Source organism: Pseudomonas sp. TH31, assembly GCF_016650815.1.
Classification (GTDB): domain Bacteria; phylum Pseudomonadota; class Gammaproteobacteria; order Pseudomonadales; family Pseudomonadaceae; genus Aquipseudomonas.
Window position 1 is genome coordinate 118,330 of record NZ_JAEKEZ010000022.1, and the last position, 25,787, is coordinate 144,116.

Genomic DNA, 25,787 nt, shown 5'->3' on the forward strand with positions numbered 1-25,787 from the left:
CAGCCCGCAAAGCAAAGAGCAAAAGTGTTGGGTGAAAGTGTCCGGTTCGGGGTGCAAGCGATCAGCTGTCAAAGGCATTCTGCAACCAGTTCAACTGATCAAGGTTGCTGTCGATGGCAACCACGTCGAAACGGCAAGGGGAATTGGCCCAACGCGACTCGCGCTGAAGAAAATACTGCGCGGCGAAAATCAGTTTCTGCCGTTTACGCCCATCGATGCTATCGAGTGCGCCACCCCATTGAGTGTTTTTTCTGTAGCGAACTTCAACGAATACTACTGTATCGCCATCAAGCATGACCAGATCAAGCTCGCCGCGTTTACACAACCAGTTCTGCGCCAGCAGGCGCAGACCCTGTTGTTGAAGATGCTCGAGCGCATGGCGCTCGGCATCTTTGCCGCTTTGCTGGCGTGACCTGTCAGGCATTAGCGCGGGGTGTCCGGCAGGCGTTGAATCTGACCATTGACGAACTGTGCCCACGGCAACTGGCGAACCACGCGTTGGTTCTGAGTCATGCCGAGGCTGCCCGATTGGCCTTCGATACGGCTGTCCGGCAGGGCCTTGAGTTGTCCCAGGCGCGGTGCCAGGCGATAGGCATCAACACCCATTGCGTAAAGGCGACCGAGGCTGCCACCGGCCTGCGGCCATTGGGCAGTGACTTGTTTACGCAGTGGGTCGTTGGCATCCAGCAACCATGGGGTTTCGCAGAAGCGCACGCCGTTCATGTCGTTGTACTGGTTCACATCACCGCTGGCGCTGAACACGTGGGACGTCGCGTAAACCGGGACGTCACCGGCGTACTGGAAGTTCAGGGTCGGTTTGATCTGTTGTGCCTGTTGTGGGGTGGCCGCCAGGAAGATGAACTCGATGTCCTGACGGCGGGAAGGCTGGGCGGCGACTTGCGAGCCAACGGTGCTCTGCAGGCTCTTGGCGCGGCCTTCGCTCTGACGCAACTGGAACATGTCAGCAATCTGCTGCGCCAGTTGTACCGGCTGATCAACGCGTTCGACGGCAACAATGCTGCCACCGTTGGCTTGCCAGTCCTGGCTGAACGCTTTCATTACGCGGTCGCCCCATTCGCCTTTTGGCACCATGACGGCAGCCCGATGCAGGCCATCGGCACGAGCGCGGCGGGACACTTCGCGAGCTTCGTCTTCAGCCGCAAGGCCAAACTGGAACAGCTGCGCCGGACCTTGCTGGCCTTCGCTGTAGTTCAGCGCCAGGGTGGTGATCGGCAGTTGCGGGCGGGTGCTGAGCTGTTTGACCAGCGGCTTCTCCAGAGGACCAACGACCAGTTGCACGCCTTCGGCCTGGGCCTTGCGATAGAACTCGTCCATCGAGGTCAGCTTCGAGCTGTCATAGAACACGACGGCGGGTGGCTTCTGCCCGGCTTGTTGTGCCTGGTAGTGAGCGGCCATAAAGCCGTCACGCAGGGCCTTGCCAACCGACGCCAACTGGCCGTCTTGTGGCAGCAGCAGCGCGATTTTGCTCAGGGGCTGGCTCGCCAGCTCCTTGAGTTTGGTCAGCGGCAGCGGCAATTGAAGCGCAGCCGGGTGCTTGGGATTCTGTGCGCGCCAGCTGTCGATCGCCGCCTGTTGTTGCTCCAGCGTGCCGGCAGTTTTTACCGCCAGGGCCAGGCCCATCCAGCCGCCGAGGTCATCGGAGGTGGTCGGCTGCAATTGATCGGTGGGCAGCGAGGCGATCAGGGTCCAGATCGCTTCGTGGTTTTTGCTGGCAGCTTCACCTTCGAGCATTGGCGCAATGAAGATGCGCTCCCGGGCGGCGGCCAGGGTCTGGCCATCGGCTTCAAGGGCGCGGGCGTGAACGGTACCGGTGCGCACTTGTTGCTCGACCGGCAATTCACCCAGCCGTTGCAGGCTCGGATGGCTCAAGGCCGTCAGCGCCGCCTTGGGCTGATTGCGCACCATGGCCAGTTCAGCCGCCAGTGTGCTGGCGAAGACCTGTTGGCCAGGCTTGAGTTGTTCCATCGGCACTTGTTGCAGGATTTGCGCGGACTGGCCGGCATTGCCCTGACGGTAAGCCAGGTCTGCCGCGCTCAGGCGAAACAGTGCAGCTTGTTCCGGCGTTTTGCTTTGGGCAGCCTTTTCGAGCAATTGCTCAATACTGGCATCCGGGGTGCGTGGAAGTTCGCCAAGGCTGGAGGAGGGCGAGCTGGCGCAAGCCACCAGCAAGGCAGCGAGGCAGAGGGCAGAGAACAGCCGCAGGCAAGCGATCATGTAAGTGTTCCTGATACTCGATCAAATTAGCGTGGAATTGTACCCAAGCGCTGGCCGGGGCGCGATGTTACTGGCGTGAAACCGTCAATTTAGCTCGTGTAAATGTTGCAGTACTGCACAAAAGGCCGAAAAACCAAGGGCGGGTGGGGCGTATCGCGAAAGCCGCTACGCGCTACAATGGCGACTTTTACCGATCATGAGGTGTGCGCTTTGACTGCTCCAGGTGCTTTGAATTCCGCTGCTGGCTCGCTTTATGTGGTGGCGACGCCCATCGGCAACCTGGACGACATCAGTGCCCGTGCGCTGAAAATCCTGCGCGAGGTGGCGTTGATTGCCGCTGAAGACACGCGTCACTCCCAGCGTTTGATGCAGCATTTCGGCATTCCTACGCCGTTGGCCGCCTGCCATGAACACAACGAACGTGATGAAGGTAGTCGCTTTATCACGCGCCTGCTGGCCGGCGACGATGTGGCATTGATCTCTGACGCCGGCACGCCGCTGATTTCCGATCCGGGTTATCACCTGGTGCGTCAGGCTCGTGCCGCAGGGATCAATGTGGTGCCAGTGCCCGGTGCTTGCGCGTTGATCGCGGCACTTTCGGCGGCGGGGCTGCCGTCGGATCGCTTCATTTTCGAAGGCTTCCTGCCGGCCAAGGCGGTGGGGCGCAGGGCGCGCCTGGAATTGGTCAAGGAAGAACCGCGTACGCTGATTTTCTATGAGGCCCCGCACCGCATCCTTGAGTGCCTGCAAGACATGGAGCTGGTATTCGGCGGGGAGCGTCCGGCGTTGCTGGCGCGGGAGATCACTAAAACGTTCGAGACGCTCAAGGGGTTGCCGCTCGCCGAGTTGCGTGAGTTTGTCGAGTCCGACAGCAATCAGCAGCGCGGGGAGTGCGTGGTGCTGGTGGCTGGCTGGTCGGCGCCGGAGACGCAAGACGCGGTCAGCAGCGAAGCCATGCGCATCCTCAATCTGTTGCTCGAAGAAATGCCGCTCAAGCGCGCCGCAGCCTTGGCCGCGCAAATTACCGGCGAGCGCAAGAATGTGCTCTATCAAGTCGCGCTGGATAAACAGAAGGGCGAGTAAAAACCCGACGCGCAGGAGTGGCCAAAGGCTTTTAGCGCTTGTTCTTCGGCCGCTCTGCCGTTAACCTTTGCGGCGGAGAGTCGATTGGACAGTCGCTGCCCTCTATGAAAATTAGGGGAGGAAAGTCCGGGCTCCATAGGGCGAAGTGCCAGGTAATGCCTGGGAGGCGTGAGCCTACGGAAAGTGCCACAGAAAATAACCGCCTAAGCGCTTCGGCGCCGGTAAGGGTGAAAAGGTGCGGTAAGAGCGCACCGCACGTCTGGCAACAGTTCGTGGCTAGGTAAACCCCACTTGGAGCAAGACCAAATAGGGTCCCAAGGCGTGGCCCGCGCTGGGACCGGGTAGGTTGCTAAAGATGTCCAGTGATGGCCATCGTAGACGAATGACTGTTCAAGACAGAACCCGGCTTACAGATCGACTCTCCACCTTTTTCTCTCCCCTGCTTGAATCATTGAGCAGGGTGCTGGTAGTGGCAATTTCCCTCCTTACATAAACACCAGCAGACCCCCTCTCGTAATACCGAAAAAATCTTACTCTTAACAAATTACTTTAACTTTCGAATGCAGCTATCCGTGCTGATTCAAGTTATTGAGCGAAAACATACGCCAGATTCTCGTTACCCCTCCTTTTACCCTCCTAAATCTCCGTTCTGTAAGGGTTTTCCTTTAATCCGCGCCTTGACGGTGTGGTGGGCGCATTCCTATAGTGTGCACAAGTGGCGGAAAGTGGCATGAAGTGGGTTTTTTGAGCTCAAAACGCTAAAAATTGGAGAAACGCTGACGTGTTTCGCGGAGCTAACGCTATCAGTCTCGATGCAAAGGGCCGTCTCGCTATGCCGAGCCGGTACCGTGACGAGCTGGTTTCGAGAAGTTCCGGTCAATTAATCGTCACCATCGATGCCGTTGATCCATGTTTGTGCGTTTACCCCCTCGATGAGTGGGAAATTATTGAAACCAAACTGCGCGCACTGCCTTCGCTTCGCGAAGAGAACCGCCGCCTGCAACGTTTGCTGATTGGTAATGCCGTCGACCTCGAGCTCGATGGCAGTGGTCGTTTTCTGGTTCCGCCGCGTCTGCGCGAATATGCCAAGTTGGATAAACGCGCAATGCTGGTGGGCCAACTGAACAAGTTCCAATTATGGGACGAGGATGCCTGGGATGCGGTTTCTGCCGCTGACCTGGCTGCTATTCAACAACCGGGCGCCATGCCTGATGAACTGCGTGATTTGATCCTGTGACTATTGATAGCGGCTTTAACCACATCACCGTACTGCTTGACGAAGCCGTGGAGGCTCTCGCCGTACGTCCTGATGGCTGCTATCTGGACGGTACGTTCGGACGCGGCGGACACAGTCGGTTGATCCTCAGCCAGCTCGGTCCCGATGGTCGGTTGCTCGGATTCGATAAAGATCCTCAAGCGATTGCCACCGGGCAAACGCTAGCGGCCGAAGACGGCCGCTTTGTCGTTGTGCAGCGCAGCTTTGCCGAGCTCGGTTCGGAAGTTGCCGAACGCGGTCTGGCCGGCAAGGTCAGCGGCATTTTGCTCGACCTGGGCGTCTCGTCGCCACAGCTCGACGACCCCGAGCGCGGCTTCAGCTTCCTCAATGATGGCCCGCTGGACATGCGCATGGATCCGTCCCGCGGGATCAGCGCTGCCGAATTCGTCAACACCGCGCCGGTGGAAGAAATCGCCCGGGTGTTCAAGGAATATGGCGAAGAACGCTTCTCCGGTCGCATGGCCCGTGCCGTGGCCGAGCGTCGCGACATCAAGCCGTTCGAGCGCACTGCTGACCTGGCCGAAGTCCTGAAAGTCGCCAACCCGGCATGGGAAAAAGGCAAGAACCCGGCCACCCGTGCGTTCCAGGGCCTGCGTATTCACGTCAACAACGAACTGGGCGATCTGGAAGCCGGCCTCGAAGCCGCACTGGAATGCCTGGAAGTCGGTGGTCGCCTGGTGGTCATCAGCTTCCATTCGCTGGAAGACCGCATCGTCAAACTGTTCATGCGCAAACTGGTGAAAGGCGAGACCGACAACCTGCCGCGCAACCTGCCGGTCCGTCACGTCGCCTTCGAACCGAAAATCAAAGTCCATGGCAAAGCGCAGTCCGCCTCCGAGGCCGAACTCAAAGCCAACCCACGTTCTCGTAGCGCCATCATGCGCGTCGCGGAGAAGCTGCGGTGAGCAAGCTTTTCGCCAAGCCACTTCCCGGCGGAAGCTTTTTCATGCTGCTGTTGTTTATTGGCGTGATCGTGTCAGCCATCGGCGTGTCTTACAGCGCCCACTGGAACCGTCAGTTGTTGAACTCGCTGTACAACGAGTTGAGCGTGCGCGACAAGGCACAGGCCGAGTGGGGCCGGTTGATTCTCGAGCAGAGCACCTGGACCGCCCACAGCCGCATCGAAGTCCTGGCCACCGAACAACTGAAGATGCGCATTCCCGGCGCTGCTGAAGTACGGATGGTGGCGCCATGATGAAACTTGAGGGTGCACTTTTCCCTTGGCGGTTCCGCGTGGTCATGGGGTTGCTCGGCGTCATGGTGGCTGCAATCTGCTGGCGCATCATCGACCTGCAAGTGGTCGACCGTGACTTCCTCAAGGGGCAGGGCGACGCGCGTAGCGTCCGTCACATTCCTATTCCGGCTCACCGTGGTCTGATCACCGACCGTAACGGCGAGCCTTTGGCCGTGAGTACCCCGGTTACCACCCTGTGGGCCAACGCCAAGGAAATGCAGCTGGCCAAAGAGAAGTGGCCGGCACTGGCAGCAGCGCTGGGCCAGGATCCGAAAGCCCTGACCGAACGCCTCGAAGCCCAGGCCAATAAGGAATTCATCTATCTGGTGCGCGGGTTGACGCCTGAGCAAGGCCAGTCGGTGCTCGACCTGAAAGTGCCTGGCGTCTACGGCATTGAAGAGTTCCGCCGTTTCTACCCGGCCGGTGAAGTCACCGCACACATGGTCGGCTTTACCGACATCGACGACCACGGGCGCGAAGGCGTCGAGCTGGCCTACGACGAATGGCTGGCCGGGGTCGCCGGCAAGCGACAGGTCATCAAGGACCGGCGCGGCAGACTGATCAAAGATGTCCAGGTCACCAAAAACGCCAAGGCCGGCAAGCCCTTGGCGTTGTCCATTGATCTGCGCCTGCAATACCTGGCCAACCGCGAGTTGCGTAACGCAATCATCGAGAACGGCGCGAAGGCCGGCAGCCTGGTGATCATGGATGTGAAGACCGGCGAGATCCTCGCCATGGTCAACCAGCCGACCTACAACCCGAACAACCGTCGCAACCTGCAACCGGCGATGATGCGTAACCGCGCAATGATCGACGTGTTCGAGCCCGGCTCGACCATGAAAGCGATCTCCATGAGTGCCGCCCTGGAAACCGGGCGCTGGAAGCCGAGCGACACCGTCGAGGTGTACCCGGGCAGCTTGCAGATCGGTAAATACACCATCAAGGACGTATCGAAGACCGAAGGCCCGGTGCTCGACCTGACCGGCATTTTGATCAACTCCAGTAACGTCGGCATGAGTAAGGTCGCCTTCGACATCGGCGGCGAAACCATTTTCCGTCTGGCGCAGAAAGTCGGCCTCGGCCAGGACACCGGCCTGGGTTTCCCGGGCGAGCGCGTCGGTAACCTGCCGAACTACCGCGAATGGCGCAAGGCTGAAACCGCCACGCTGTCCTACGGCTACGGCATTTCGGTGACGGCGATCCAGTTGGTTCACGCGTTCTCGGCGCTGGCCAACAACGGTCGGATCGCGCCGCTGACCCTGATCAAGACCGACAAGCCACCGCAGACCACCCAGGTGATCCCGGAAAACGTCGCCAAAACCATGCAAGGCATGCTGACCCAAGTGATCGAGGCCCCGCGCGGTGTATTCCGTGCGCAGGTGCCGGCTTACCACGTGGCTGGCAAGTCGGGTACCGCGCGTAAGACGTCCGTGGGCACCAAAGGCTACGCCGAGAATTCCTACCGCTCGCTGTTCGCCGGCTTCGGCCCGATGAGCGATCCGCGTTACGCCATCGTAGTGGTAATTGATGAGCCGTCCAAGGCCGGTTACTTCGGTGGTCTGGTATCGGCGCCCGTGTTCAGCCGAGTGATGTCCGGGACGCTGCGCCTGATGAACGTCACCCCGGATAACCTGCCACCGACCCAACAAGTCAACGCTGCACCGCTCGTTCCGCTGAAAGCCAATGGAGGGCGCGGCTGATGTCTCTGAGTCTGAACAAGATTTTCGCCCATGCCGGTCGTGATCTGTTGATCCGCGAACTGACCCTGGACAGCCGTAATGTACGGGCAGGCGATTTGTTCCTCGCTGTGCCCGGCGGCAAACTCGACGGTCGCGCGCACATTGCCGATGCTTTGCAACGCGGTGCTGCGGCGGTGGCCTATGAAGTCGAAGGCGCCACCGTGCTGCCGATCACCGATGCGCCGCTGATTCCGGTCAAAGGCCTGGCGGCGCAGTTGTCGGACATTGCCGGGCGCTTTTATGGCGACCCGAGCCGCCACCTGAATCTGGTCGGAGTCACCGGCACCAACGGCAAAACCAGCGTGACGCAATTGGTCGCGCAAGCCTTGGACCTGCTCGGTCAACACTGCGGCATCGTCGGCACCCTGGGCACCGGTTTTTATGGCGCGCTTGAAAGCGGCCTGCACACCACGCCGAACCCGATTGCAGTGCAAGCGACCCTCGCCGACCTGAAAAAGGCCGGGGCCAAAGCGGTGGCGATGGAAGTCTCTTCCCACGGTCTGGATCAGGGCCGCGTGAGCGCATTGGCGTTCGATGTGGCAGTGATGACCAACCTGTCCCGCGATCACCTGGATTACCACGGCACCATGCAGGCCTACGGCGAAGCCAAGGCCAAGCTGTTTGCCTGGAACGATTTGAAGTGCCGGGTGATCAACCTCGACGACGAATTCGGCCGGCAACTGGCCGCTGACAAGCGCGAATCGCGTTTGATCACCTATAGCCTGGAAGACGCCAGCGCCTACCTTTATTGCCGCGAAGCGCAGTTTGACGACGAAGGCGTGCGCGCCACGTTGGTCACGCCGCAAGGCGAGCACCATTTGCGCAGCACCTTGCTCGGTCGTTTCAACCTGAGCAACGTCCTGGCCGCAGTCGGTGCCTTGCTCGGTCTGGACTACGCGCTGGACGAAATCCTCAAGGTCCTTCCAAAACTCGAAGGGCCTGCCGGTCGCATGCAGCGCCTGGGCGGCGGGACTCAGCCGCTGGTGGTGGTCGATTACGCCCACACCCCGGATGCGCTGGAAAAAGTCTTGCTGGCCCTGCGTCCACATGCCAGAGGCCGGTTGCTGTGCCTGTTCGGTTGCGGCGGTGACCGCGATCGCGGCAAGCGTGCGCTGATGGCTGAAGTGGTCGAGCGTCTGGCCGATGGCGTGCTGGTCACCGACGACAACCCGCGCACCGAAGACCCTGCGGTGATTTTCGACGACATCCGCGCCGGTTTCACCGCTGTGGATAACGTGACGTTCGTGGCGGGTCGTGGCCAGGCGATTGCCCAGTTGATCGCCAGTGCAACTGCTGATGACGTGATTGTCCTGGCCGGTAAAGGTCACGAGGACTATCAGGAAATCAACGGCGAACGCCATGCCTTCTCCGATCTGGTCGAGGCCGATCACGCCCTGACCGCGTGGGAGGTGGCTCATGCTTAAAGCCTTGAAACTCAGCGAACTGACCCGCGTGTTGAATGCCCGCCTGGTGTCCGGCGATGCCAGTTTCGATGGTGTCAGCATCGACAGCCGCGCGATCAAGCCAGGCCAGTTGTTTATTGCCCTGACCGGCCCGCGCTTCGATGGTCATGACTATCTGAATGACGTGGCAGGTAAAGGCGCCGTGGCTGCATTGGTCGAGCGCGAAGTCGCCGACAGCACGTTGCCGCAACTGCTGGTCAAAGACACCCGTCAGGCCCTAGGCCAATTGGGCGCGCTGAACCGTGCGGCTTATAGCAACCCGGTTGCGGCCGTCACCGGTTCCAGCGGCAAGACCACGGTCAAGGAAATGCTCGCGAGCATTCTGCGCACCCGCGGCCCGGTGCTGGCGACCCGTGGCAACCTGAACAACGACCTCGGCGTACCGCTGACTCTGCTCGAGCTGGCGCCGGAACACACCGCTGCCGTTATCGAACTCGGTGCGTCGCGCCTTGGCGAAATTGCCTACACCGTGGGCATGACCAAGCCACACGTAGCCATCCTCAATAACGCCGGGACTGCTCACGTTGGCGAATTCGGCGGGCCGGAAAAAATCGTTGAAGCCAAAGGCGAGATTATCGAAGGGCTGGATGCCGATGGCGTCGCCGTTCTCAACCTCGACGACAAGGCCTTCGGCATCTGGAAAACCCGCGCTGGCGCTCGAAAAGTGCTGACCTTTGCGCTGAACAACCCAAGCGCCGACTTCCATGCCAGCGAGCTGGATCGCGATGCCCGCGGTTGCCCGGCGTTCAATCTGCACAGCCCTGAAGGTGTGGAACGGGTTCAGTTGAACCTGCTTGGCACCCATAACGTTGCCAACGCCATGGCCGCTGCGGCTGCCGCACATGCCTTGGGCGTGTCGCTGTTCGGCATCGCCACGGGCCTCGGCGCGGTTCAACCGGTCAAGGGCCGCACCGTCGCGCAACTGGCCACCAACGGCATGCGCGTTATTGATGACACTTACAACGCGAACCCCACCTCCATGTGCGCCGCCGTTGATATACTCGCCGGCTTTTCCGGCCGCACCGTTCTGGTGCTCGGAGATATCGGCGAGTTGGGCGACTGGGCAGAGCAGGGGCACCGCGACGTGGGCGAGTACGCCCGTGGCAAGGTTTCTGCGCTTTACGCGGTTGGACCAATGATGGCTCACGCTGTGAACGCGTTCGGTCCGCAAGCCTTTCACTTCAGCACCCAGGCTGAACTGATCGAAGCCCTGGGCGCCGAGCAAGATACAAACACCACTATTTTGATCAAGGGTTCGCGCAGCGCTGCGATGGAAAACATCGTCGCCGCTTTGTGCGGGTCCAGTCTGGAGAAACATTAATGCTGCTGCTGCTAGCGGAGTATCTGCAACAGTTCTACAAAGGCTTCGCGGTCTTTCAGTACCTGACCCTGCGCGGGATTCTCGGCGTGCTCACCGCGCTGGTGTTGTCGCTGTGCTACGGCCCGTGGATGATCCGCACCTTGCAGAACCGTCAGATCGGTCAATCCGTTCGCAACGATGGTCCGCAATCGCACCTGTCCAAATCGGGCACCCCGACCATGGGCGGTGCACTGATTCTGTCGTCGATCGGCGTCAGCACGTTGCTCTGGGCTGACCTGAGCAACCGCTATGTCTGGACCGTGTTGCTGGTGACCCTGTTGTTCGGCGCCATTGGCTGGGTCGACGATTACCGCAAAGTCATCGAGAAGAACTCCCGTGGCTTGCCGAGCCGCTGGAAGTATCTCTGGCAGTCGGTGTTTGGCCTGGGCGCGGCGCTCTTCCTTTATATGACCGCGACCACGCCGGTAGAAACCACGCTGATCCTGCCGATGCTCAAGGACTACAGCATTCCGATGGGCGCAGGCTTCGTCGTCCTGACCTACTTCGTGATTGTCGGTTCGAGCAACGCGGTCAACCTGACTGACGGCCTCGACGGTCTGGCGATCATGCCGACGGTGATGGTCGGTGGCGGGTTGGGGATCTTCTGCTACCTGTCCGGTAACGTGAAATTCGCTGAATACCTGCTGATCCCCTATGTACCGGGCGCCGGTGAACTGATCGTGTTCTGTGGCGCGTTGATCGGTGCTGGCCTGGGGTTCCTCTGGTTCAACACCTATCCGGCCCAAGTCTTCATGGGCGACGTCGGCGCGCTGGCACTGGGCGCAGCCCTGGGCACCATTGCGGTGATCGTCCGTCAGGAAATCGTCCTGTTCATCATGGGCGGCGTGTTCGTGATGGAAACCCTGTCGGTGGTCATCCAGGTGGCCTCCTTCAAAATGACCGGTCGCCGTGTGTTCCGAATGGCACCCATACACCACCACTTTGAACTCAAGGGCTGGCCCGAGCCGCGCGTGATCGTCCGTTTCTGGATCATCACCGTGATTCTCGTACTGGTTGGCCTTGCCACCCTGAAGCTGAGGTAGAACGAGTGTCTCTGATCGCTTCTGACCACTTCCGCATCGTTGTCGGCCTCGGCAAGAGCGGCATGTCCCTGGTTCGCTTCCTGGCGAACCGGGGCGTGTCGTTTGCTGTGGCCGATACGCGGGAAAATCCACCGGAGCTAGACACGCTGCGTCGTGACTATCCGCACGTGGAAGTGCGTTGTGGCGAGCTGGACGTCGAGTTCCTGTGCCGTGCCGACGAGCTCTACGTGAGCCCCGGCCTGGCGCTGGCGACCCCGGCCCTGCAAGCCGCTGCGGCCCGTGGCGTGGCGTTGTCCGGTGACATCGAGCTGTTCGCGCGTAACGCGAAGGCGCCGATTGTCGCCATCAGCGGCTCCAACGCGAAAAGCACCGTCACCACCCTGGTTGGCGAGATGGCCGTTGCGGCGGGCAAGCGAGTCGCTGTCGGCGGTAATCTCGGTACACCGGCGCTGGACCTGCTCAGCGACGACGTCGAGTTGTACGTGATGGAGCTGTCGAGCTTCCAGCTCGAAACCACCGCTCAACTTAACGCCGAAGTGGCGACCGTGCTCAACGTCAGCGAAGACCACATGGACCGTTACAGCGGCCTGCCGGCCTATCACCTGGCCAAGCACCGGATCTTCCGCGGGGCCAAGCAGTTTGTGGTCAACCGTCAGGACGCCCTGAGCCGTCCGTTGATCGGCGAAGGCCAGCCTTGCTGGACCTTCGGTTTGAGCAAACCTGATTTCAAGGCGTTTGGTATCCGCGAAGAGGACGGCGAGAAATACCTGGCCTTCGAATTCCAGAACCTGATGCCGGTGCGCGAATTGAAAGTTCGCGGTGCTCACAACCAGTCCAACGCCCTTGCGGCGCTGGCACTGGGTCACGCCGTCGGCCTGCCATTCGACGCGATGCTGTCGAGCCTGCGCACCTTCGCCGGGCTTGAGCATCGTTGCCAGTGGGTCCGCGACCTCAATGGCGTGAGCTATTACAACGACTCCAAAGCCACCAACGTTGGCGCCGCACTGGCCGCCATCGAAGGCCTGGGCGCGGACATCGAAGGCAAACTCGTGCTGATCGCCGGTGGCGATGGCAAGGGTGCCGAGTTCAAGGATTTGCGTGATCCGGTGGCGGCCAACTGCCGCGCCGTGGTGCTGATGGGCCGCGACGCCGACCTGATCGGCCAGGCCATCGGCGATGGCGTGTCGCTGATTCGCGTCAACTCGCTGCTTGAAGCCGTGGAGCAATGCCGCGCCCTCGCTGAACCGGGCGATGCGGTGCTGTTGTCGCCGGCCTGCGCCAGTTTCGACATGTTCAAAAATTACGAAGACCGTGGTCACCAGTTCGTCCGCGCTGTGGAGGATCTGGCATGAGCCTGCGAAATATCATCAAGCCGTACCCGTCGCCGATTATCACCGGGCGCGGTATCGACCTTGATTTCCCGATGCTCGCGGGTTGCCTGGCGTTGCTGGGCCTGGGCCTGATCATGATTGCCTCGGCCTCCACCGAAGTGGCCGCGGCGCAGTCGGGCAGCGCGCTGTACTACATGATTCGCCACCTTATCTACATCGTGCTGGGCCTGGGTGCCTGCGTCATCACCATGATGATCCCGATTGCCACCTGGCAACGCCTGGGCTGGCTGATGCTGCTGGGTGCCTTCGGTTTGCTGATCATGGTGATCGTCCCCGGGATCGGCCGTGAAGTGAACGGTTCGATGCGCTGGATCGGTTTTAGCTTCTTCAACGTCCAGCCGTCCGAGATCGCCAAGGTGTTCGTGGTGATCTACCTCGCCGGTTACCTGGTACGTCGTCAGAAGGAAGTGCGCGAAAGCTGGATGGGCTTCTTCAAGCCATTCATTGTGCTGCTGCCGATGGCGGGCTTGTTGCTGATGGAGCCGGACTTCGGTGCCACCGTCGTCATGATGGGGGCGGCGGCGGCAATGCTGTTCCTCGGCGGGGTCGGGCTGTTTCGGTTTTCCTTGATGGTGGTCCTCGCTTTCGCGGCCGTGGTGCTGCTGATTCAAGTGCAGCCGTATCGCATGGCGCGTCTGACCAACTTCGCGGATCCGTGGGCCGACCAGTTCGGTGCCGGCTATCAGTTGTCTCAAGCCTTGATCGCTTTCGGTCGCGGTGAATGGCTGGGTGTAGGCCTGGGCAACAGTGTGCAGAAACAGTTCTACCTGCCGGAAGCCCACACTGACTTCGTATTCTCGGTTCTGGCCGAAGAACTGGGTGCCGTGGGTTCCTTGTGCACCGTCGCGCTGTTCGTCTTTGTCTGTATTCGTGGCATGTACATCGGTTTGTGGGCAGAGAAGGCCAAGCAGTTCTTCGCGGCGTACGTGGCTTACGGGCTGTCGTTCCTGTGGATTGGTCAGTTCCTGATCAACATCGGGGTAAACGTCGGCCTGCTGCCGACCAAGGGCCTGACCCTGCCGTTCCTCAGTTATGGCGGTAGTTCGTTGGTGATCTGCTGTGCCTGTCTCGGGTTGTTGCTGCGCATCGAGTGGGAGAGTCGAACCCACCTGGGCAGTGAAGAGATGGAGTTCCAGGAGAGTGACTTCGCCGAGGAGCCACCCCATGGGCGCTAACGTATTGATCATGGCGGGCGGCACCGGCGGGCATGTGTTCCCGGCGTTGGCCTGCGCTCGCGAGTTCCAGGCCCGCGGCTACACCGTGCATTGGCTGGGCACCCCGCGCGGCATCGAAAACGACCTGGTCCCGGCGGCCGGTCTGGAACTGCATCGCATCAATGCCAGCGGTCTGCGGGGCAAGGGCAAGCTGTCGCTGCTCAAGGCCCCGTTCATGTTGCTCAAATCAATCTGGCAGGCGCGGGCGATCATTCGTCGGCTGCGGCCGGTGTGCGTGGTCGGTTTTGGTGGTTATGTGACCGGTCCTGGCGGTGTTGCCGCCAAATTGTCCGGCGTGCCGATCATCGTTCACGAGCAGAACGCCGTGGCCGGTACCGCCAATCGGTTGCTCATGCCGTTGGCCGCCCGAGTCTGTGAAGCGTTCCCCGACACCTTTACCCTGTCGGACAGCCGACGGACCACCGGTAACCCGGTGCGCACCGAGCTGTTCCTCGACACACCGCGACCAGCCCTGGCCGGTCGCAAGGCGCGTTTGCTGATCCTGGGCGGAAGCCTGGGCGCAGAGCCGTTGAACAAGTTGCTGCCTGAAGCCCTGTCGCAAGTCGCCGCCGACCTGCGTCCGGAAGTGTTTCATCAGGCCGGCAAAAACCACGATGAAGTGACTGCGCAGCGCTATCGCGAGGCTGGCGTCGAGGCGCAAGTGCAGCCTTTCATCAAAGACATGGCCCACGCCTATGGCTGGGCCGACCTGGTGGTGTGCCGTGCAGGCGCATTGACCATCAGTGAACTGGCCGCCGCCGGTCTGCCCTCGATGCTGGTGCCTTTGCCCCACGCGATCGACGATCACCAGACCCGCAACGCCGAATATTTGGCTCGTGAAGGTGCTGCCTTCCTGATGCCGCAAAGAACGACTGGCGCCGCAGATCTTGCCGCACGCCTGACAGAGGTCCTGATGCAACCGCAACGACTTAATGACATGGCCAACGCGGCCCGCCGACTGGCGAAACCCGATGCAACCCGTAACGTCGTCGACAGCTGCCTGGAGGTGGCCCATGGTTGAGCACCAGAAAGCCATGCCACAACCGGAAATGCGCCGGATCCGTAAAATCCACTTCGTCGGTATCGGCGGCGTGGGCATGTGCGGCATCGCTGAAGTGTTGTTGAACCTGGGCTATGAAGTCTCAGGCTCCGACCTCAAAGCGTCGCCGGTGACCGAACGCCTGGAATCTTTCGGTGCTCACATCTACATCGGCCACCGTGCCGAGAACGCCGCGAGCGCCGATGTGCTGGTGACCTCCAGTGCCGTGAACACCTCCAACCCGGAAGTTGCCACTGCCCTGGAACGTCGGATTCCGGTGGTGCCGCGTGCCGAAATGCTCGCCGAGCTGATGCGTTATCGCCACGGCATCGCCGTCGCCGGTACCCACGGCAAAACCACCACCACCAGCCTGATCGCTTCGGTGTTCGCGGCCGGTGGCCTGGACCCGACGTTCGTCATCGGTGGCCGCCTGAATGCCGCGGGTACCAATGCCCAGCTCGGCACCAGCCGTTACCTGATCGCTGAAGCCGATGAAAGCGATGCGAGTTTCCTGCACTTGCAGCCGCTGGTGGCTGTGGTCACCAACATCGACGCCGACCACATGGCGACCTACGACGGTGACTTCAACAAACTGAAGAAAACCTTCGTCGAGTTCCTCCACAACCTGCCGTTCTACGGTTTGGCGGTGGTGTGCCTGGACGATCCGGTGGTGCGTGAAATCCTGCCGCTGATCAAACGCCCGACGGTCACCTACGGCTTCGGCGACGACTGCGACGTGCGCGCAATCAATGTCCGCCAGCAAGGCATGCAGACCTTCTTCACCGTGCTGCGCCCTGAGCGCGAGCCGCTGGATGTCTCGGTGAACATGCCGGGCAACCACAACGTATTGAACGCCTTGGCGACCATCTGCATCGCCACCGATGAGGGCGTCAGCGATGAAGCCATCGTCCAGGGCCTGTCCGGGTTCCAGGGGGTCGGCCGACGCTTCCAGGTCTACGGCGAACTGCCGGTCGAGGGCGGCCACGTGATGCTGGTCGACGACTACGGTCACCACCCGACCGAAGTTGCCGCGGTGATCAAAGCCGTACGCGGTGGCTGGCCGGAGCGGCGTCTGGTGATGGTTTACCAGCCGCACCGCTACAGCCGCACGCGGGACCTGTACGACGATTTCGTCAATGTACTGGCCGACGCCAACGTCCTGCTGCTGATGGAAGTCTATCCGGCCGGTGAAGAACCGATTCCGGGCGCCGACAGCCGCAAGCTGTGCAACAGCATCCGCCAGCGCGGCCAGTTGGACCCGATCTACATCGAGCGCGGTGTCGACCTGGCACCGATCGTCAAGCCGCTGCTGCGTGCCGGCGACATCCTGCTGTGCCAGGGCGCCGGTGATATCGGCGGTCTCGCACCAAAACTGTTGAACAGTCCGTTGTTCGCCGGTGCCGTTGCGGCCCCGGCTGTGGGGAAATTGAAATGACTGCTGCCTACGCCAACCTCGTCTCCACGATCGCGCCGAAAGACTTCGGCCGCGTCGCCGTGCTCTTCGGCGGCAAGAGTGCCGAGCGTGAGGTTTCCCTGAAGTCGGGTAACGCGGTTCTCGAAGCGCTGCAAAGTGCTGGTGTGGACGCGTTCGGCCTCGACGTCGGCGATGACCTGCTGCAGCGTCTGCTGAACGAAAAAATCGATCGCGCCTTCATCATCCTCCACGGTCGTGGCGGTGAAGACGGCAGCATGCAAGGCCTGCTCGAATGCCTGGGCATTCCCTACACCGGCAGCGGCATCCTGGCGTCGGCATTGGCGATGGACAAACTGCGCACCAAGCAGGTCTGGCACAGCCTCGGGATTCCGACGCCACGCCACGCCGTTCTTGGCTCCGAGGCCGATTGTATTTCGGCGGCCACGGAACTGGGCTTCCCTTTGATCGTCAAACCGGCCCATGAAGGTTCAAGTATCGGGATGGCCAAAGTGAGTTCCGCGTCGGAGTTGATCGACGCATGGAAAGCGGCCAGTACCTACGATTCGCAAGTGTTGGTCGAGCAATGGATTCAAGGTCCGGAGTTCACCATCGCCACCCTGCGTGACCAGGTGTTGCCAGTCATCGCCTTGGGCACCACGCACAGCTTCTACGACTACGACGCCAAATACGTGGCTTGCGATACCCAGTACCGGATTCCGTGTGGCCTGGACAGCAATAAGGAAAAGGAACTCATGGACCTCACGGCGAAAGCCTGCGAGGCGCTGGGTATCGCCGGTTGGGGCAGGGCAGACGTGATGCAGGACGCCGACGGGCAGTTCTGGTTCCTGGAAGTCAACACCGCACCGGGCATGACCGATCACAGTCTGGTGCCGATGGCGGCCCGTGCTGCCGGTCTGGATTTCCAGCAACTGGTTCTGGCGATTCTGGCCGCCAGCGTTGCCGGCAACCACGAGCCGCGAGGTTAAGACCATGCAAGGCGCACAGCTGAGACATCAGCCCCCCGCACCCCCGGCCGCAAGCCGGTGCCGCGGGGTGCCAGCCGAATGGTGGCCAAAGAGCCGATGTCTGTGCGTCTGCCGAAAGCCAATTTTGGTTTTCTCAAAGCGTTGTTCTGGCCCGTGTTGCTGGTTGCACTGGGGTTCGGCACTTACGAAGGCGCGCAGCGTTTGCTGCCCTACGCCGACCGGCCGATCACCAAGATCAACGTGCAGGGCGATTTGAGTTACATCAGCCAGCAAGCCGTGCAGCAGCGGATCGCCCCGTACGTGGCGTCGAGCTTCTTCACCATCGACCTGGCGAGCATGCGTACCGAGCTGGAACAGATGCCATGGATTGCCCACGCCGAAGTGCGTCGGGTGTGGCCGGATCAGGTGGTCATCCGCCTCGAAGAACAATTGCCGGTGGCCCGTTGGGGCGACGAGGCGTTGCTGAACAACCAGGGCCAGGCGTTTACGCCCAAGGAACTGGCGAACTACGAACACCTGCCACAGCTGTTCGGCCCACAACGGGCCCAGCAGCAAGTGATGCAGCAATACCAGGTGCTGAGCCAGATGCTCAGGCCATTGGGCTTCTCGATTGCACGCCTGGAGTTGCGTGACCGAGGCAGCTGGTTCCTGACTACGGGGGCCGGTAGCGCTGGCCCGGGGATCGAACTGCTGCTGGGACGCGGCGCTTTGGTAGAAAAGATGCGCCGCTTCATTGCCATCTACGACAAGACGCTTAAAGAACAGATTACGAACATTGCGCGCATCGATCTGCGCTACGCCAACGGCCTCGCTGTTGGCTGGCGGGAACCTGTAGCGCCGACGACAGCCAAACCCGCTGTCGCGAAGAATTAAGAAGAGGCAGGACCCATGGCAAACGTGCAAAGCGGCAAAATGATCGTCGGTCTCGATATCGGCACCTCCAAAGTGGTGGCGCTGGTCGGCGAGGTCTCGGACGACGGCACGCTGGAAATCGTCGGGATCGGCACTCATCCGTCCCGTGGCCTGAAGAAAGGCGTGGTGGTGAACATCGAGTCCACCGTGCAATCGATCCAGCGCGCCATCGAAGAAGCGCAGTTGATGGCCGGTTGCCGGATCCACTCGGCGTTTGTCGGCGTCGCCGGCAATCACATCCGCAGCCTGAACTCCCACGGCATCGTGGCGATTCGTGATCGCGAAGTCAGCGCTGCTGACCTTGAGCGTGTACTCGATGCTGCCCAGGCCGTGGCGATCCCGGCTGACCAGCGCGTGCTGCACACCCTGCCGCAGGATTACGTGATCGATAACCAGGAAGGCGTCCGTGAGCCGCTGGGCATGTCGGGCGTACGTCTGGAAGCCAAGGTTCACGTAGTGACCTGCGCTGTCAACGCCGCACAGAACATTGAAAAATGCGTGCGTCGCTGCGGTCTGGAAATCGACGACATCATTCTTGAGCAGCTTGCTTCCGCGTATTCGGTCCTGACCGACGACGAGAAAGAACTGGGCGTGTGCCTGGTGGACATCGGCGGCGGCACCACCGACATCGCGATCTTCACCGAAGGCGCGATCCGTCACACCGCGGTGATCCCGATTGCGGGCGACCAGGTGACCAACGACATCGCCATGGCGTTGCGCACTCCGACCCAGTACGCCGAGGAAATCAAGATCCGTTACGCCTGCGCCCTGGCCAAACTGGCCGGTGCCGGTGAAACCATCAAGGTCCCAAGCGTTGGCGATCGTCCACCGCGCGAGCTGTCCCGCCAGGCCCTGGCCGAAGTGGTCGAGCCGCGTTACGACGAGTTGTTCACGCTGATCCAGGCCGAACTGCGCCGCAGCGGCTACGAAGACCTGATCCCGGCCGGCATTGTGCTGACCGGTGGTACGTCAAAGATGGAAGGCGCGGTCGAACTGGCCGAGGAAATCTTCCACATGCCGGTCCGCCTGGGCGTGCCGCACGGCGTCAAGGGTCTGGATGACGTGGTTCGCAACCCGATTTATTCCACTGGCGTTGGCCTGTTGATGTACGGCCTGCAAAAGCAGTCCGACGGGATTTCGTTCTCGGGCATCAGCAGCCGCGACAGCTACAGCAATGAAGAACCGAAAGCCGCCTTGCTCGATCGCATCAAGAGCTGGGTACAAGGCAACTTCTAAAGATTTACCGCGACACCGCAAGACCGCAGCAAAAAGCAGTAGGCGAAAAAACTAGAGAATGTAAGGAGAGGGAACATGTTCGAACTCGTAGACAACATCCCCGCAAGCCCGGTTATTAAAGTTATCGGTGTTGGCGGAGGCGGCGGCAACGCTGTCAACCACATGGTCAAGAGCAACATTGAAGGCGTTGAATTCATCTGCGCCAACACTGATGCCCAGGCGCTGAAATCCATCGGCGCGCGGACCATCCTGCAATTGGGTACCGGTGTGACCAAAGGTCTGGGCGCCGGCGCCAACCCTGAAGTAGGTCGTCAGGCCGCTCTCGAAGATCGTGAGCGCATTGCCGAAGTCCTGCAGGGCACCAACATGGTGTTCATCACCACTGGCATGGGCGGCGGTACCGGTACCGGTGCTGCGCCAATCATTGCCGAAGTGGCCAAGGAAATGGGGATCCTCACCGTTGCGGTGGTGACTCGTCCTTTCCCGTTCGAAGGCCGCAAGCGTATGCAGATCGCCGACGAAGGTATCCGTCTGCTGTCTGAAAGCGTCGACTCGTTGATCACCATTCCCAACGAGAAGCTGCTGACCATCCTCGGTAAAGACGCCAGCCTGCTGTCGGCTTTCGCCAAGGCTGACGATGTACTGGCCGGTGCCGTTCGCGGTATCTCCGACATCATCAAGCGTCCGGGCATGATCAACGTCGACTTTGCTGACGTACGTACCGTAATGAGTGAAATGGGCATGGCGATGATGGGCACTGGCTGCGCCAGCGGTCCGAACCGTGCACGCGAGGCCACCGAAGCGGCCATTCGCAACCCGTTGCTCGAAGACGTGAACCTGCAAGGTGCACGCGGCATCCTGGTGAACATCACCGCCGGTCCTGACCTGTCCCTGGGTGAGTACTCCGACGTGGGTAGCATCATCGAAGCCTTCGCTTCCGAGCACGCGATGGTCAAGGTCGGTACGGTTATCGATCCGGACATGCGCGACGAGCTGCACGTGACTGTGGTTGCCACTGGTCTGGGCGCGAAAATCGAGAAGCCTGTGAAGGTCATCGACAACACCATGCATACGTCCGTGGCATCGCAGCCGCAGCAACAAGCGCCTTCTCGTCAGGAAGCGCCTGCTGTGAACTACCGTGACCTGGACCGTCCGACCGTCATGCGCAACCAGGCTCAGGCCGGTGCTGCGACTGCCGCGAAGATGAATCCGCAAGACGATCTGGATTACCTGGACATCCCGGCTTTCCTGCGTCGTCAGGCTGATTGATGGAATGTATCAGGGCGATGAAGGTGATTGGTGTTCAGCAAAGGTCTGGTCTGCTATCATCGCCAGCCTTTGTTGATACCAGTTCGCAATTTGCGCTGAAGCGGCCCAAGCCATGATTAAACAACGCACACTGAAAAATATTATCCGTGCCACAGGTGTAGGCCTGCACTCCGGGGAGAAGGTATACCTGACCCTCAAGCCTGCACCTATCGACACCGGCATCGTGTTTGTTCGTGCCGATCTGGACCCTATGGTGCAGATTCCTGCTCGCGCGGAAAACGTTGGCGAAACCACTATGTCGACCACACTGGTTAACGGTGACGTCAAGGTGGACACGGTGGAGCATTTGCTCTCGGCCATGGCTGGCCTGGGCATCGATAACGCCTACGTCGAGCTCTCCGCGTCCGAAGTCCCAATCATGGATGGTAGCGCTGGACCTTTCGTATTCCTGATTCAATCGGCCGGCCTGGAAGAACAGGACGCTGCCAAGAAGTTCATCCGGATCCTGCGGGAAGTGACAGTGGAAGACGGCGACAAGCGCGCCACTTTCGTCCCTTTCGAAGGTTTCAAAGTGAGCTTCGAGATCGATTTCGATCACCCGGTTTTCCGTGACCGCACACAAAGTGCAAGCGTGGATTTTTCCAGCACTTCGTTCGTAAAAGAAGTCAGCCGTGCCCGTACCTTTGGTTTCATGAGTGATATCGAGTACCTGCGCAAGCACAACCTCGCACTCGGCGGCAGCGTTGAAAACGCTATTGTGGTCGACGCGGATGGTGTACTGAACGAAGACGGCCTTCGCTATGAAGACGAATTCGTGAAGCACAAGATCCTCGATGCAATTGGTGACCTCTACCTGCTGGGCAATAGCCTGATTGGTGAGTTCAAGGGCTTCAAGTCCGGACATGCATTGAACAACCAGCTGCTGCGCAAGTTGATTGAGCAGACAGATGCTTGGGAAGTCGTGACTTTCGAAGACGCCAGCACTGCACCGATCTCTTACATGCGTCCTGTTGCGGCCGTGTAAGCAAAAACCTCTCTAGTTTTTAAAGGCTGCCTTCGGGTGGCCTTTTTTATGCCCGATGAATCAAGATCAGAATCAAAGATCGCAGCCTTCGGCAGCTCCTACAGGAGAACGTATTTCAAATGTAGGAGCTGGCGAAGGCTGCGATCTTTTGATCTTCGCTTTTAACCTGCGCTAACCACCCGATTCCGCCCCCCTTCCTTGGCCTGATACAACGCCTTGTCCGCCGCAAACAACAATTGCTCCAGGCTGATCTCACTCGCACTGGTCCAGGTACTAATCCCAATACTGACAGTCATCGGCGTCTTGGCATCCGCCACCAACGGCAGTTGCTCCACAGCCTCACGGATGTGTTCGGCAATCTGCTGCGCGCCCGCGCTGTCGGTTTCCGGCAGGATCACCGAAAACTCCTCACCGCCGTAACGGGCGACCATATCGCCTGGCCGCCGCACATTGCTGCTGATGACCTTGGCCAGCGAGCGCAGCGCATCGTCACCGCCCGGATGGCCATGCCGGTCATTGAAGGCCTTGAAGTGGTCGGCATCGATCATCAGCACCGACAGCGGTTTACCGGAGCGTTGGGCGCGAAACCATTCATGGCGCAAGGCCTGATCCAGGGTTCGGCGGTTGGCCACGCCGGTCAAGGCATCGGTGGCTGCCAGTTGCGCCAGCTCTCGCTCGGCGTTGTGACGCAAGCGCAATTCGCGGCAGAGCAACCAGGTCAGCCACAGCAGGCCGATACACAGCACGCTGGTGGCGCCGCTGATGACCATCGCTGTGCGTTCCCAGGTGCCGAACACTTCAGTGCTGGAGAGGGCGACAATCACTGTCAAAGGCAGATTGCCGACTCGGGAAAAGGTGTAGAGGCGCTTTCGGTGATCGATGCTCGACACGCTGTTGAAGCTGCCGCTGCCCTCTCGCAGGATGCGCACGACGTTGGGACGGCTGGCGAAGCTTTTGCCGATCGAGTCGCTTTGCAGGTAAGGCTTTTGCGCCAGCAGGATGCCGTCGTTGTTGATGATGTTCAGCGTGCTGTCGTTACCGATGTTCAGGCTGTTGAACAACTCGTCGAAGTAAGCCAGGCGCATCGACGCTACCGCCACGCCCATGAACTCTCCGGTGGGTGAGGAAATGCGCCGACTGAAACTGATCCGCCATTGGTCACTGTCTGCGCAGTCGCAGCGGGGCTTGAACGGGCGGCTGATGAACATTCCGGTATCGCGGTCGAAGACATGAGCTTCGAAGTAGTCGCGGTCGGCGTAGTTATCCGGTTTTGGCTCGATCAGCGATGAGTCGGCCAGCACCTCGCCGTGCTTGTCCAGCAACAGGATGTCGCCCTTGAAGCGTGCCGCGGTGGATCGATCGAACAGCACCAGTTGCCGGACCTGCGGTGGCATCTGTTTCAGGTCATCGCGTTGCGAAGCGGCAATCAGCCCTTGCAGCGTCAGGTCGTAGAGTTCGACCGTGCGCAACACGTCGGCGTCGATCAACTGGGCAATGGTGGTCGCGCTGCGGGTCGCGTCCTGCTGGGCATTGGCGTGTTCGCGGATCAGCAGGAAGGTCACGATGCTCAGGATCGCGATGACCGTCAGGCAGCTGCCGAGAATCAGCAGGAGCTCAGGGCGTCCGGTCCTGCCTGGAGTGTACGGGGTTCGGCTTGCTGTCATGGTTCTGATGTCTGCTGAAGGGACTTTATAAGCGTAGTTCCATAAACGTCGTTTCCCGAAGGACGCGCGCTCATCGCAGCAATCAGTCATGGATATTTGGATGTTACTGGGCAAAGGTATAAATGACAGGCCGAAAAAAGGCCAGCAAATAGGCGAATGCCAGTCAGTTAAGGCATGAACACCACAATCCCTGTGGGAGCGAGCTTGCTCGCGATTGCGGCTGAACATTCAGCAGATTGTGTTGCCTGCCAGTGCGCTATCGCGAGCAAGCTCGCTCCCACAGGTTCTGCACCATTAGGCCAAACAGGTTGGCCTTTTAGTTTTTCGGAGGGTGTTAGAAGACGTTGATCGGGTAATCAACGATCACGCGGTATTCATCGGTGTCCTGATCCAGCGCGCCGTAGCCATTGCCACCACGGTTGGTCGCCCATTGCAGGCGCAGCGCCAGGTCCTTGGCCTTGCCGCCCTGGACCACGTATTTCAGATCGACGTCGCGTTCCCAGTGCTTGGCGTGTTTGCCGTCGGCGCTGTACCACGAAGCGTAGCCTTTGCTGTCCGGATCGACCTTGGTCAAGTCCGTTTCACCCCGGAGTAGGAAACCGCCGAGGTCAGGCCCGGCAAGCCGAGACCGACGAAATCGTAGGCGTACTTGAGTTTCCACGAGCGCTCGTTCGGGCCGTTGAAGTCCGAGTACTGCTGGGAGTTGTCCAGGTAGACGCTGTCGCCCTGGCTGATGTAGTCGAACGGCGTGTTGCCGTTGACCTGCTGATACGCGGCGGTGACGCTGTGATTGCCCACGCCGACGGTGAAATGCAGGCTGTAGGTGTTGTTGTCGATGTTGCCCAGCAGCGCATCGCCAGTGTCTTGCGTGTGATAGAAGTGCAGGCCCGGGTTGAGGCTGACCAGGTCGTTCAGCGCGTAGGTGTAATCCAGGTCGTAGTAGTACTGGTTCCAGATGTCCTTGAGCTCAGAGGCATACAGGCTGCTGGTCAAACCTGGCAAGCCGCTCCAGGCCACGCCGGCCCAGTTCAGGTGCTGGCTCTCGTCACCGTCTGCGAGGGTGCCGTAGGACGTGCCGATGCGTTTGTGGCCGCTCTGGTTGTAAGGCTTGGTGAAACTGGCCTGGCCACCTTCAATCAACCAGCCGTCGAAGCTGTGATTGGTCAGGCTGACCCCGCGAAAGGTCTGCGGCAGCATGCGGCTTTCACCACCGGCAATCACCGGGTTGGTGAGAAACAGGTCACCAGCCTTCAGTTCGGTATCAAAGGCGCGCATTTTCAACGTACCGCCGGCCGTGGAAAACGAGCCTGGCGCTTTGCCGTTGCCATCGCTCACCGGCAGGATGCTCGAACTGTCAGTGCCCCCACCACCGTCGAGTTTCAGCCCGAGCATGGCATGGGCATCAAGACCGAAACCGACGGTGCCCTGGGTGAAACCGGATTCAAACTTGCCGAGAAACCCCTGGCCCCATTCGATGTTGTCGTCGGTGTGCTGGTGCCGGTTGCGGTTCATGTAGTAGTTGCGGGCGTTGAGGTTGAGGCTCGACCCTTCGACAAAACCTTCGCGGCTGGTGTCGTCGGCGGCCTGTGCGTTGGCGGCCATCGTTGCGGCGATTGCAATGAACAACGGGCTGAGTTTCAGAGAAAAAGACACGTGTGGTGCAGCTCCTTTTGGGTCATTAACGTCAGTTCATGGATCGACGTTTTTTATTTCTTGTTTAGGGAGACGAAGAGTAACGTGTTTTCTGCACAATAAAAAAAGCCGCTGATAGCAGCGGCTTTGAAGACAACTTTTCAAAGGGAAGAGCCGATGAAGAGTGTCGAGGGAAACAGAGCGATACGGTGGATCAGCTGTCTTTCTCAACCGGTGGCTTGGCTGCAGAAGTTGACGCTTGAGGGGTTTGCGCAGCGTCTTGGGCTTTGGCAGTCATCTCGGCCTGAGACTGTTCGAACGCTTTTGCCCGGGCCGCGTTTTGGGCGACGAAGGCCGGCGATTCTTCAGCCATGGCGAGCGGGGACAGGAACAAAGCGGACAAAGCGAAAGCGCTGGCAATACCCATAGTGTTGGACATCTTTAAAACCTTCTTGCTTGGCAAGTGCTGTTTGGTGCGCCAAGGTTAGGGTTCAAGCACGATGGGAAACAGAGCGGATTTCAGAAAGGACTGTTGCGCGCCGAGCAACAGTCGCCAGCGCGAGGCACCTGTAG

Annotated in this window: 20 protein-coding genes, 1 other RNA gene and 2 pseudogenes; 18 read left to right on the forward strand and 5 right to left on the reverse strand. The window is 60.2% G+C overall.

What is annotated here, in order from left to right; genetic code table 11:
• Positions 1-61 precede the first annotated feature (61 nt).
• Both JFV26_RS15200 and JFV26_RS15205 read right to left on the reverse strand, forming a co-directional pair.
• A complete protein-coding gene (locus JFV26_RS15200; RefSeq protein WP_007904371.1) occupies positions 62-424 on the reverse strand; it encodes a YraN family protein in 363 nt (120 codons plus the stop codon).
• On the reverse strand, positions 424-2,235 hold the full coding sequence (locus JFV26_RS15205) for a penicillin-binding protein activator (RefSeq protein ID WP_201193603.1): 1,812 nt from the start codon (positions 2,233-2,235) through the stop codon (positions 424-426). Before JFV26_RS15205 ends, JFV26_RS15200 begins: the two co-directional genes overlap by 1 nt.
• A gap of 177 nt (positions 2,236-2,412) precedes the next feature.
• Between JFV26_RS15205 and rsmI the strand changes: the two genes are divergently transcribed.
• The 18 genes and pseudogenes from rsmI (at position 2,413) to lpxC (ending at position 21,918) form a co-directional block, all read left to right on the forward strand.
• Complete coding sequence (gene rsmI / locus JFV26_RS15210; RefSeq protein WP_201193605.1) at positions 2,413-3,318, forward strand: 16S rRNA (cytidine(1402)-2'-O)-methyltransferase; 906 nt, start codon at positions 2,413-2,415, stop codon at positions 3,316-3,318.
• Positions 3,319-3,394: 76 nt separating this feature from the next.
• An RNA gene (gene rnpB / locus JFV26_RS15215) (RNase P RNA component class A) lies at positions 3,395-3,744 on the forward strand.
• 355 nt (positions 3,745-4,099) lie between these two features.
• Entirely contained in the window at positions 4,100-4,555 is a 456-nt protein-coding gene (gene mraZ, locus JFV26_RS15220; RefSeq protein WP_008147486.1) for a division/cell wall cluster transcriptional repressor MraZ, read from the forward strand.
• Positions 4,552-5,499 carry a 16S rRNA (cytosine(1402)-N(4))-methyltransferase RsmH gene (gene rsmH, locus JFV26_RS15225; protein WP_446739929.1) on the forward strand — a complete coding sequence of 316 codons (948 nt, stop codon included), beginning with the start codon at positions 4,552-4,554 and terminating at the stop codon, positions 5,497-5,499. The genes mraZ and rsmH overlap by 4 nt, the downstream gene beginning before the upstream one ends.
• The gene (ftsL, locus tag JFV26_RS15230) at positions 5,496-5,789 is read left to right on the forward strand and encodes a cell division protein FtsL (protein WP_201193606.1); all 294 of its coding nucleotides are present in this window, start codon (positions 5,496-5,498) and stop codon (positions 5,787-5,789) included. Before rsmH ends, ftsL begins: the two co-directional genes overlap by 4 nt.
• Entirely contained in the window at positions 5,789-7,528 is a 1,740-nt protein-coding gene (locus tag JFV26_RS15235) for a peptidoglycan D,D-transpeptidase FtsI family protein (protein WP_201193847.1), read from the forward strand. The genes ftsL and JFV26_RS15235 overlap by 1 nt, the downstream gene beginning before the upstream one ends.
• Entirely contained in the window at positions 7,528-8,991 is a 1,464-nt protein-coding gene (locus tag JFV26_RS15240) for a UDP-N-acetylmuramoyl-L-alanyl-D-glutamate--2,6-diaminopimelate ligase (RefSeq protein ID WP_201193608.1), read from the forward strand. Before JFV26_RS15235 ends, JFV26_RS15240 begins: the two co-directional genes overlap by 1 nt.
• Positions 8,984-10,351, forward strand: a complete 1,368-nt coding sequence (locus JFV26_RS15245; protein WP_201193610.1) for a UDP-N-acetylmuramoyl-tripeptide--D-alanyl-D-alanine ligase — start codon at positions 8,984-8,986, stop codon at positions 10,349-10,351. Before JFV26_RS15240 ends, JFV26_RS15245 begins: the two co-directional genes overlap by 8 nt.
• Positions 10,351-11,433, forward strand: a complete 1,083-nt coding sequence (gene mraY, locus JFV26_RS15250; RefSeq protein ID WP_201193612.1) for a phospho-N-acetylmuramoyl-pentapeptide-transferase — start codon at positions 10,351-10,353, stop codon at positions 11,431-11,433. The genes JFV26_RS15245 and mraY overlap by 1 nt, the downstream gene beginning before the upstream one ends.
• A gap of 5 nt (positions 11,434-11,438) precedes the next feature.
• Positions 11,439-12,785: a UDP-N-acetylmuramoyl-L-alanine--D-glutamate ligase gene (gene murD, locus JFV26_RS15255; RefSeq protein ID WP_201193614.1), complete on the forward strand. Its 1,347-nt coding sequence runs from the start codon at positions 11,439-11,441 to the stop codon at positions 12,783-12,785.
• Positions 12,782-13,999, forward strand: coding sequence for a putative lipid II flippase FtsW (gene ftsW / locus JFV26_RS15260; RefSeq protein ID WP_446739930.1), 1,218 nt, complete (start codon positions 12,782-12,784; stop codon positions 13,997-13,999). The genes murD and ftsW overlap by 4 nt, the downstream gene beginning before the upstream one ends.
• Entirely contained in the window at positions 13,989-15,059 is a 1,071-nt protein-coding gene (gene murG, locus JFV26_RS15265) for an undecaprenyldiphospho-muramoylpentapeptide beta-N-acetylglucosaminyltransferase (RefSeq protein WP_201193616.1), read from the forward strand. Before ftsW ends, murG begins: the two co-directional genes overlap by 11 nt.
• Positions 15,052-16,512, forward strand: a complete 1,461-nt coding sequence (murC, locus tag JFV26_RS15270; protein WP_201193617.1) for a UDP-N-acetylmuramate--L-alanine ligase — start codon at positions 15,052-15,054, stop codon at positions 16,510-16,512. Before murG ends, murC begins: the two co-directional genes overlap by 8 nt.
• A complete protein-coding gene (locus tag JFV26_RS15275; protein WP_201193619.1) occupies positions 16,509-17,477 on the forward strand; it encodes a D-alanine--D-alanine ligase in 969 nt (322 codons plus the stop codon). The genes murC and JFV26_RS15275 overlap by 4 nt, the downstream gene beginning before the upstream one ends.
• A 4-nt stretch (positions 17,478-17,481) precedes the next feature.
• Positions 17,482-18,350, forward strand: a pseudogene (locus tag JFV26_RS15280) (cell division protein FtsQ/DivIB).
• A gap of 15 nt (positions 18,351-18,365) precedes the next feature.
• Positions 18,366-19,625: a cell division protein FtsA gene (ftsA, locus tag JFV26_RS15285; RefSeq protein ID WP_046048247.1), complete on the forward strand. Its 1,260-nt coding sequence runs from the start codon at positions 18,366-18,368 to the stop codon at positions 19,623-19,625.
• 75 nt (positions 19,626-19,700) lie between these two features.
• Positions 19,701-20,894: a cell division protein FtsZ gene (ftsZ, locus tag JFV26_RS15290; RefSeq protein ID WP_033061342.1), complete on the forward strand. Its 1,194-nt coding sequence runs from the start codon at positions 19,701-19,703 to the stop codon at positions 20,892-20,894.
• Positions 20,895-21,006: 112 nt separating this feature from the next.
• The gene (lpxC, locus tag JFV26_RS15295) at positions 21,007-21,918 is read left to right on the forward strand and encodes a UDP-3-O-acyl-N-acetylglucosamine deacetylase (protein ID WP_201193622.1); all 912 of its coding nucleotides are present in this window, start codon (positions 21,007-21,009) and stop codon (positions 21,916-21,918) included.
• A 161-nt stretch (positions 21,919-22,079) separates the two neighbouring features.
• Here the strand turns inward: lpxC and JFV26_RS15300 are convergent, their stop codons facing one another.
• From JFV26_RS15300 to JFV26_RS15310, 3 genes and pseudogenes are all read right to left on the reverse strand, one after another.
• Positions 22,080-23,582 (reverse strand): sensor domain-containing diguanylate cyclase, encoded by a 1,503-nt coding sequence (locus JFV26_RS15300; RefSeq protein WP_201193625.1) that lies wholly within the window; start codon positions 23,580-23,582, stop codon positions 22,080-22,082.
• A 334-nt stretch (positions 23,583-23,916) separates the two neighbouring features.
• Positions 23,917-25,184: pseudogene (locus JFV26_RS15305) on the reverse strand (OprD family porin).
• 244 nt (positions 25,185-25,428) lie between these two features.
• Positions 25,429-25,653, reverse strand: coding sequence for a hypothetical protein (locus tag JFV26_RS15310; protein WP_201193628.1), 225 nt, complete (start codon positions 25,651-25,653; stop codon positions 25,429-25,431).
• Positions 25,654-25,787: the final 134 nt, after the last annotated feature.

Excerpts from the sequence above, each read along its gene's own strand:
- ftsW (WP_446739930.1), top strand. The coding sequence starts at position 12,782 with ATGAGCCTGCGAAATATCATCAAGCCGTACCCGTCGCCGATTATCACC.
- lpxC (WP_201193622.1), top strand. The coding sequence starts at position 21,007 with ATGATTAAACAACGCACACTGAAAAATATTATCCGTGCCACAGGTGTA.
- JFV26_RS15240 (WP_201193608.1), top strand. The coding sequence starts at position 7,528 with ATGTCTCTGAGTCTGAACAAGATTTTCGCCCATGCCGGTCGTGATCTG.
- mraY (WP_201193612.1), top strand. The coding sequence starts at position 10,351 with ATGCTGCTGCTGCTAGCGGAGTATCTGCAACAGTTCTACAAAGGCTTC.
- JFV26_RS15235 (WP_201193847.1), top strand. The coding sequence starts at position 5,789 with ATGAAACTTGAGGGTGCACTTTTCCCTTGGCGGTTCCGCGTGGTCATG.
- JFV26_RS15310 (WP_201193628.1), bottom strand. The coding sequence starts at position 25,653 with ATGTCCAACACTATGGGTATTGCCAGCGCTTTCGCTTTGTCCGCTTTG.
- murG (WP_201193616.1), top strand. The coding sequence starts at position 13,989 with ATGGGCGCTAACGTATTGATCATGGCGGGCGGCACCGGCGGGCATGTG.
- JFV26_RS15300 (WP_201193625.1), bottom strand. The coding sequence starts at position 23,582 with ATGACAGCAAGCCGAACCCCGTACACTCCAGGCAGGACCGGACGCCCT.
- JFV26_RS15275 (WP_201193619.1), top strand. The coding sequence starts at position 16,509 with ATGACTGCTGCCTACGCCAACCTCGTCTCCACGATCGCGCCGAAAGAC.
- ftsA (WP_046048247.1), top strand. The coding sequence starts at position 18,366 with ATGGCAAACGTGCAAAGCGGCAAAATGATCGTCGGTCTCGATATCGGC.
- rsmI (WP_201193605.1), top strand. The coding sequence starts at position 2,413 with ATGGCGACTTTTACCGATCATGAGGTGTGCGCTTTGACTGCTCCAGGT.
- JFV26_RS15200 (WP_007904371.1), bottom strand. The coding sequence starts at position 424 with ATGCCTGACAGGTCACGCCAGCAAAGCGGCAAAGATGCCGAGCGCCAT.
- murC (WP_201193617.1), top strand. The coding sequence starts at position 15,052 with ATGGTTGAGCACCAGAAAGCCATGCCACAACCGGAAATGCGCCGGATC.
- JFV26_RS15245 (WP_201193610.1), top strand. The coding sequence starts at position 8,984 with ATGCTTAAAGCCTTGAAACTCAGCGAACTGACCCGCGTGTTGAATGCC.
- ftsZ (WP_033061342.1), top strand. The coding sequence starts at position 19,701 with ATGTTCGAACTCGTAGACAACATCCCCGCAAGCCCGGTTATTAAAGTT.
- JFV26_RS15205 (WP_201193603.1), bottom strand. The coding sequence starts at position 2,235 with ATGATCGCTTGCCTGCGGCTGTTCTCTGCCCTCTGCCTCGCTGCCTTG.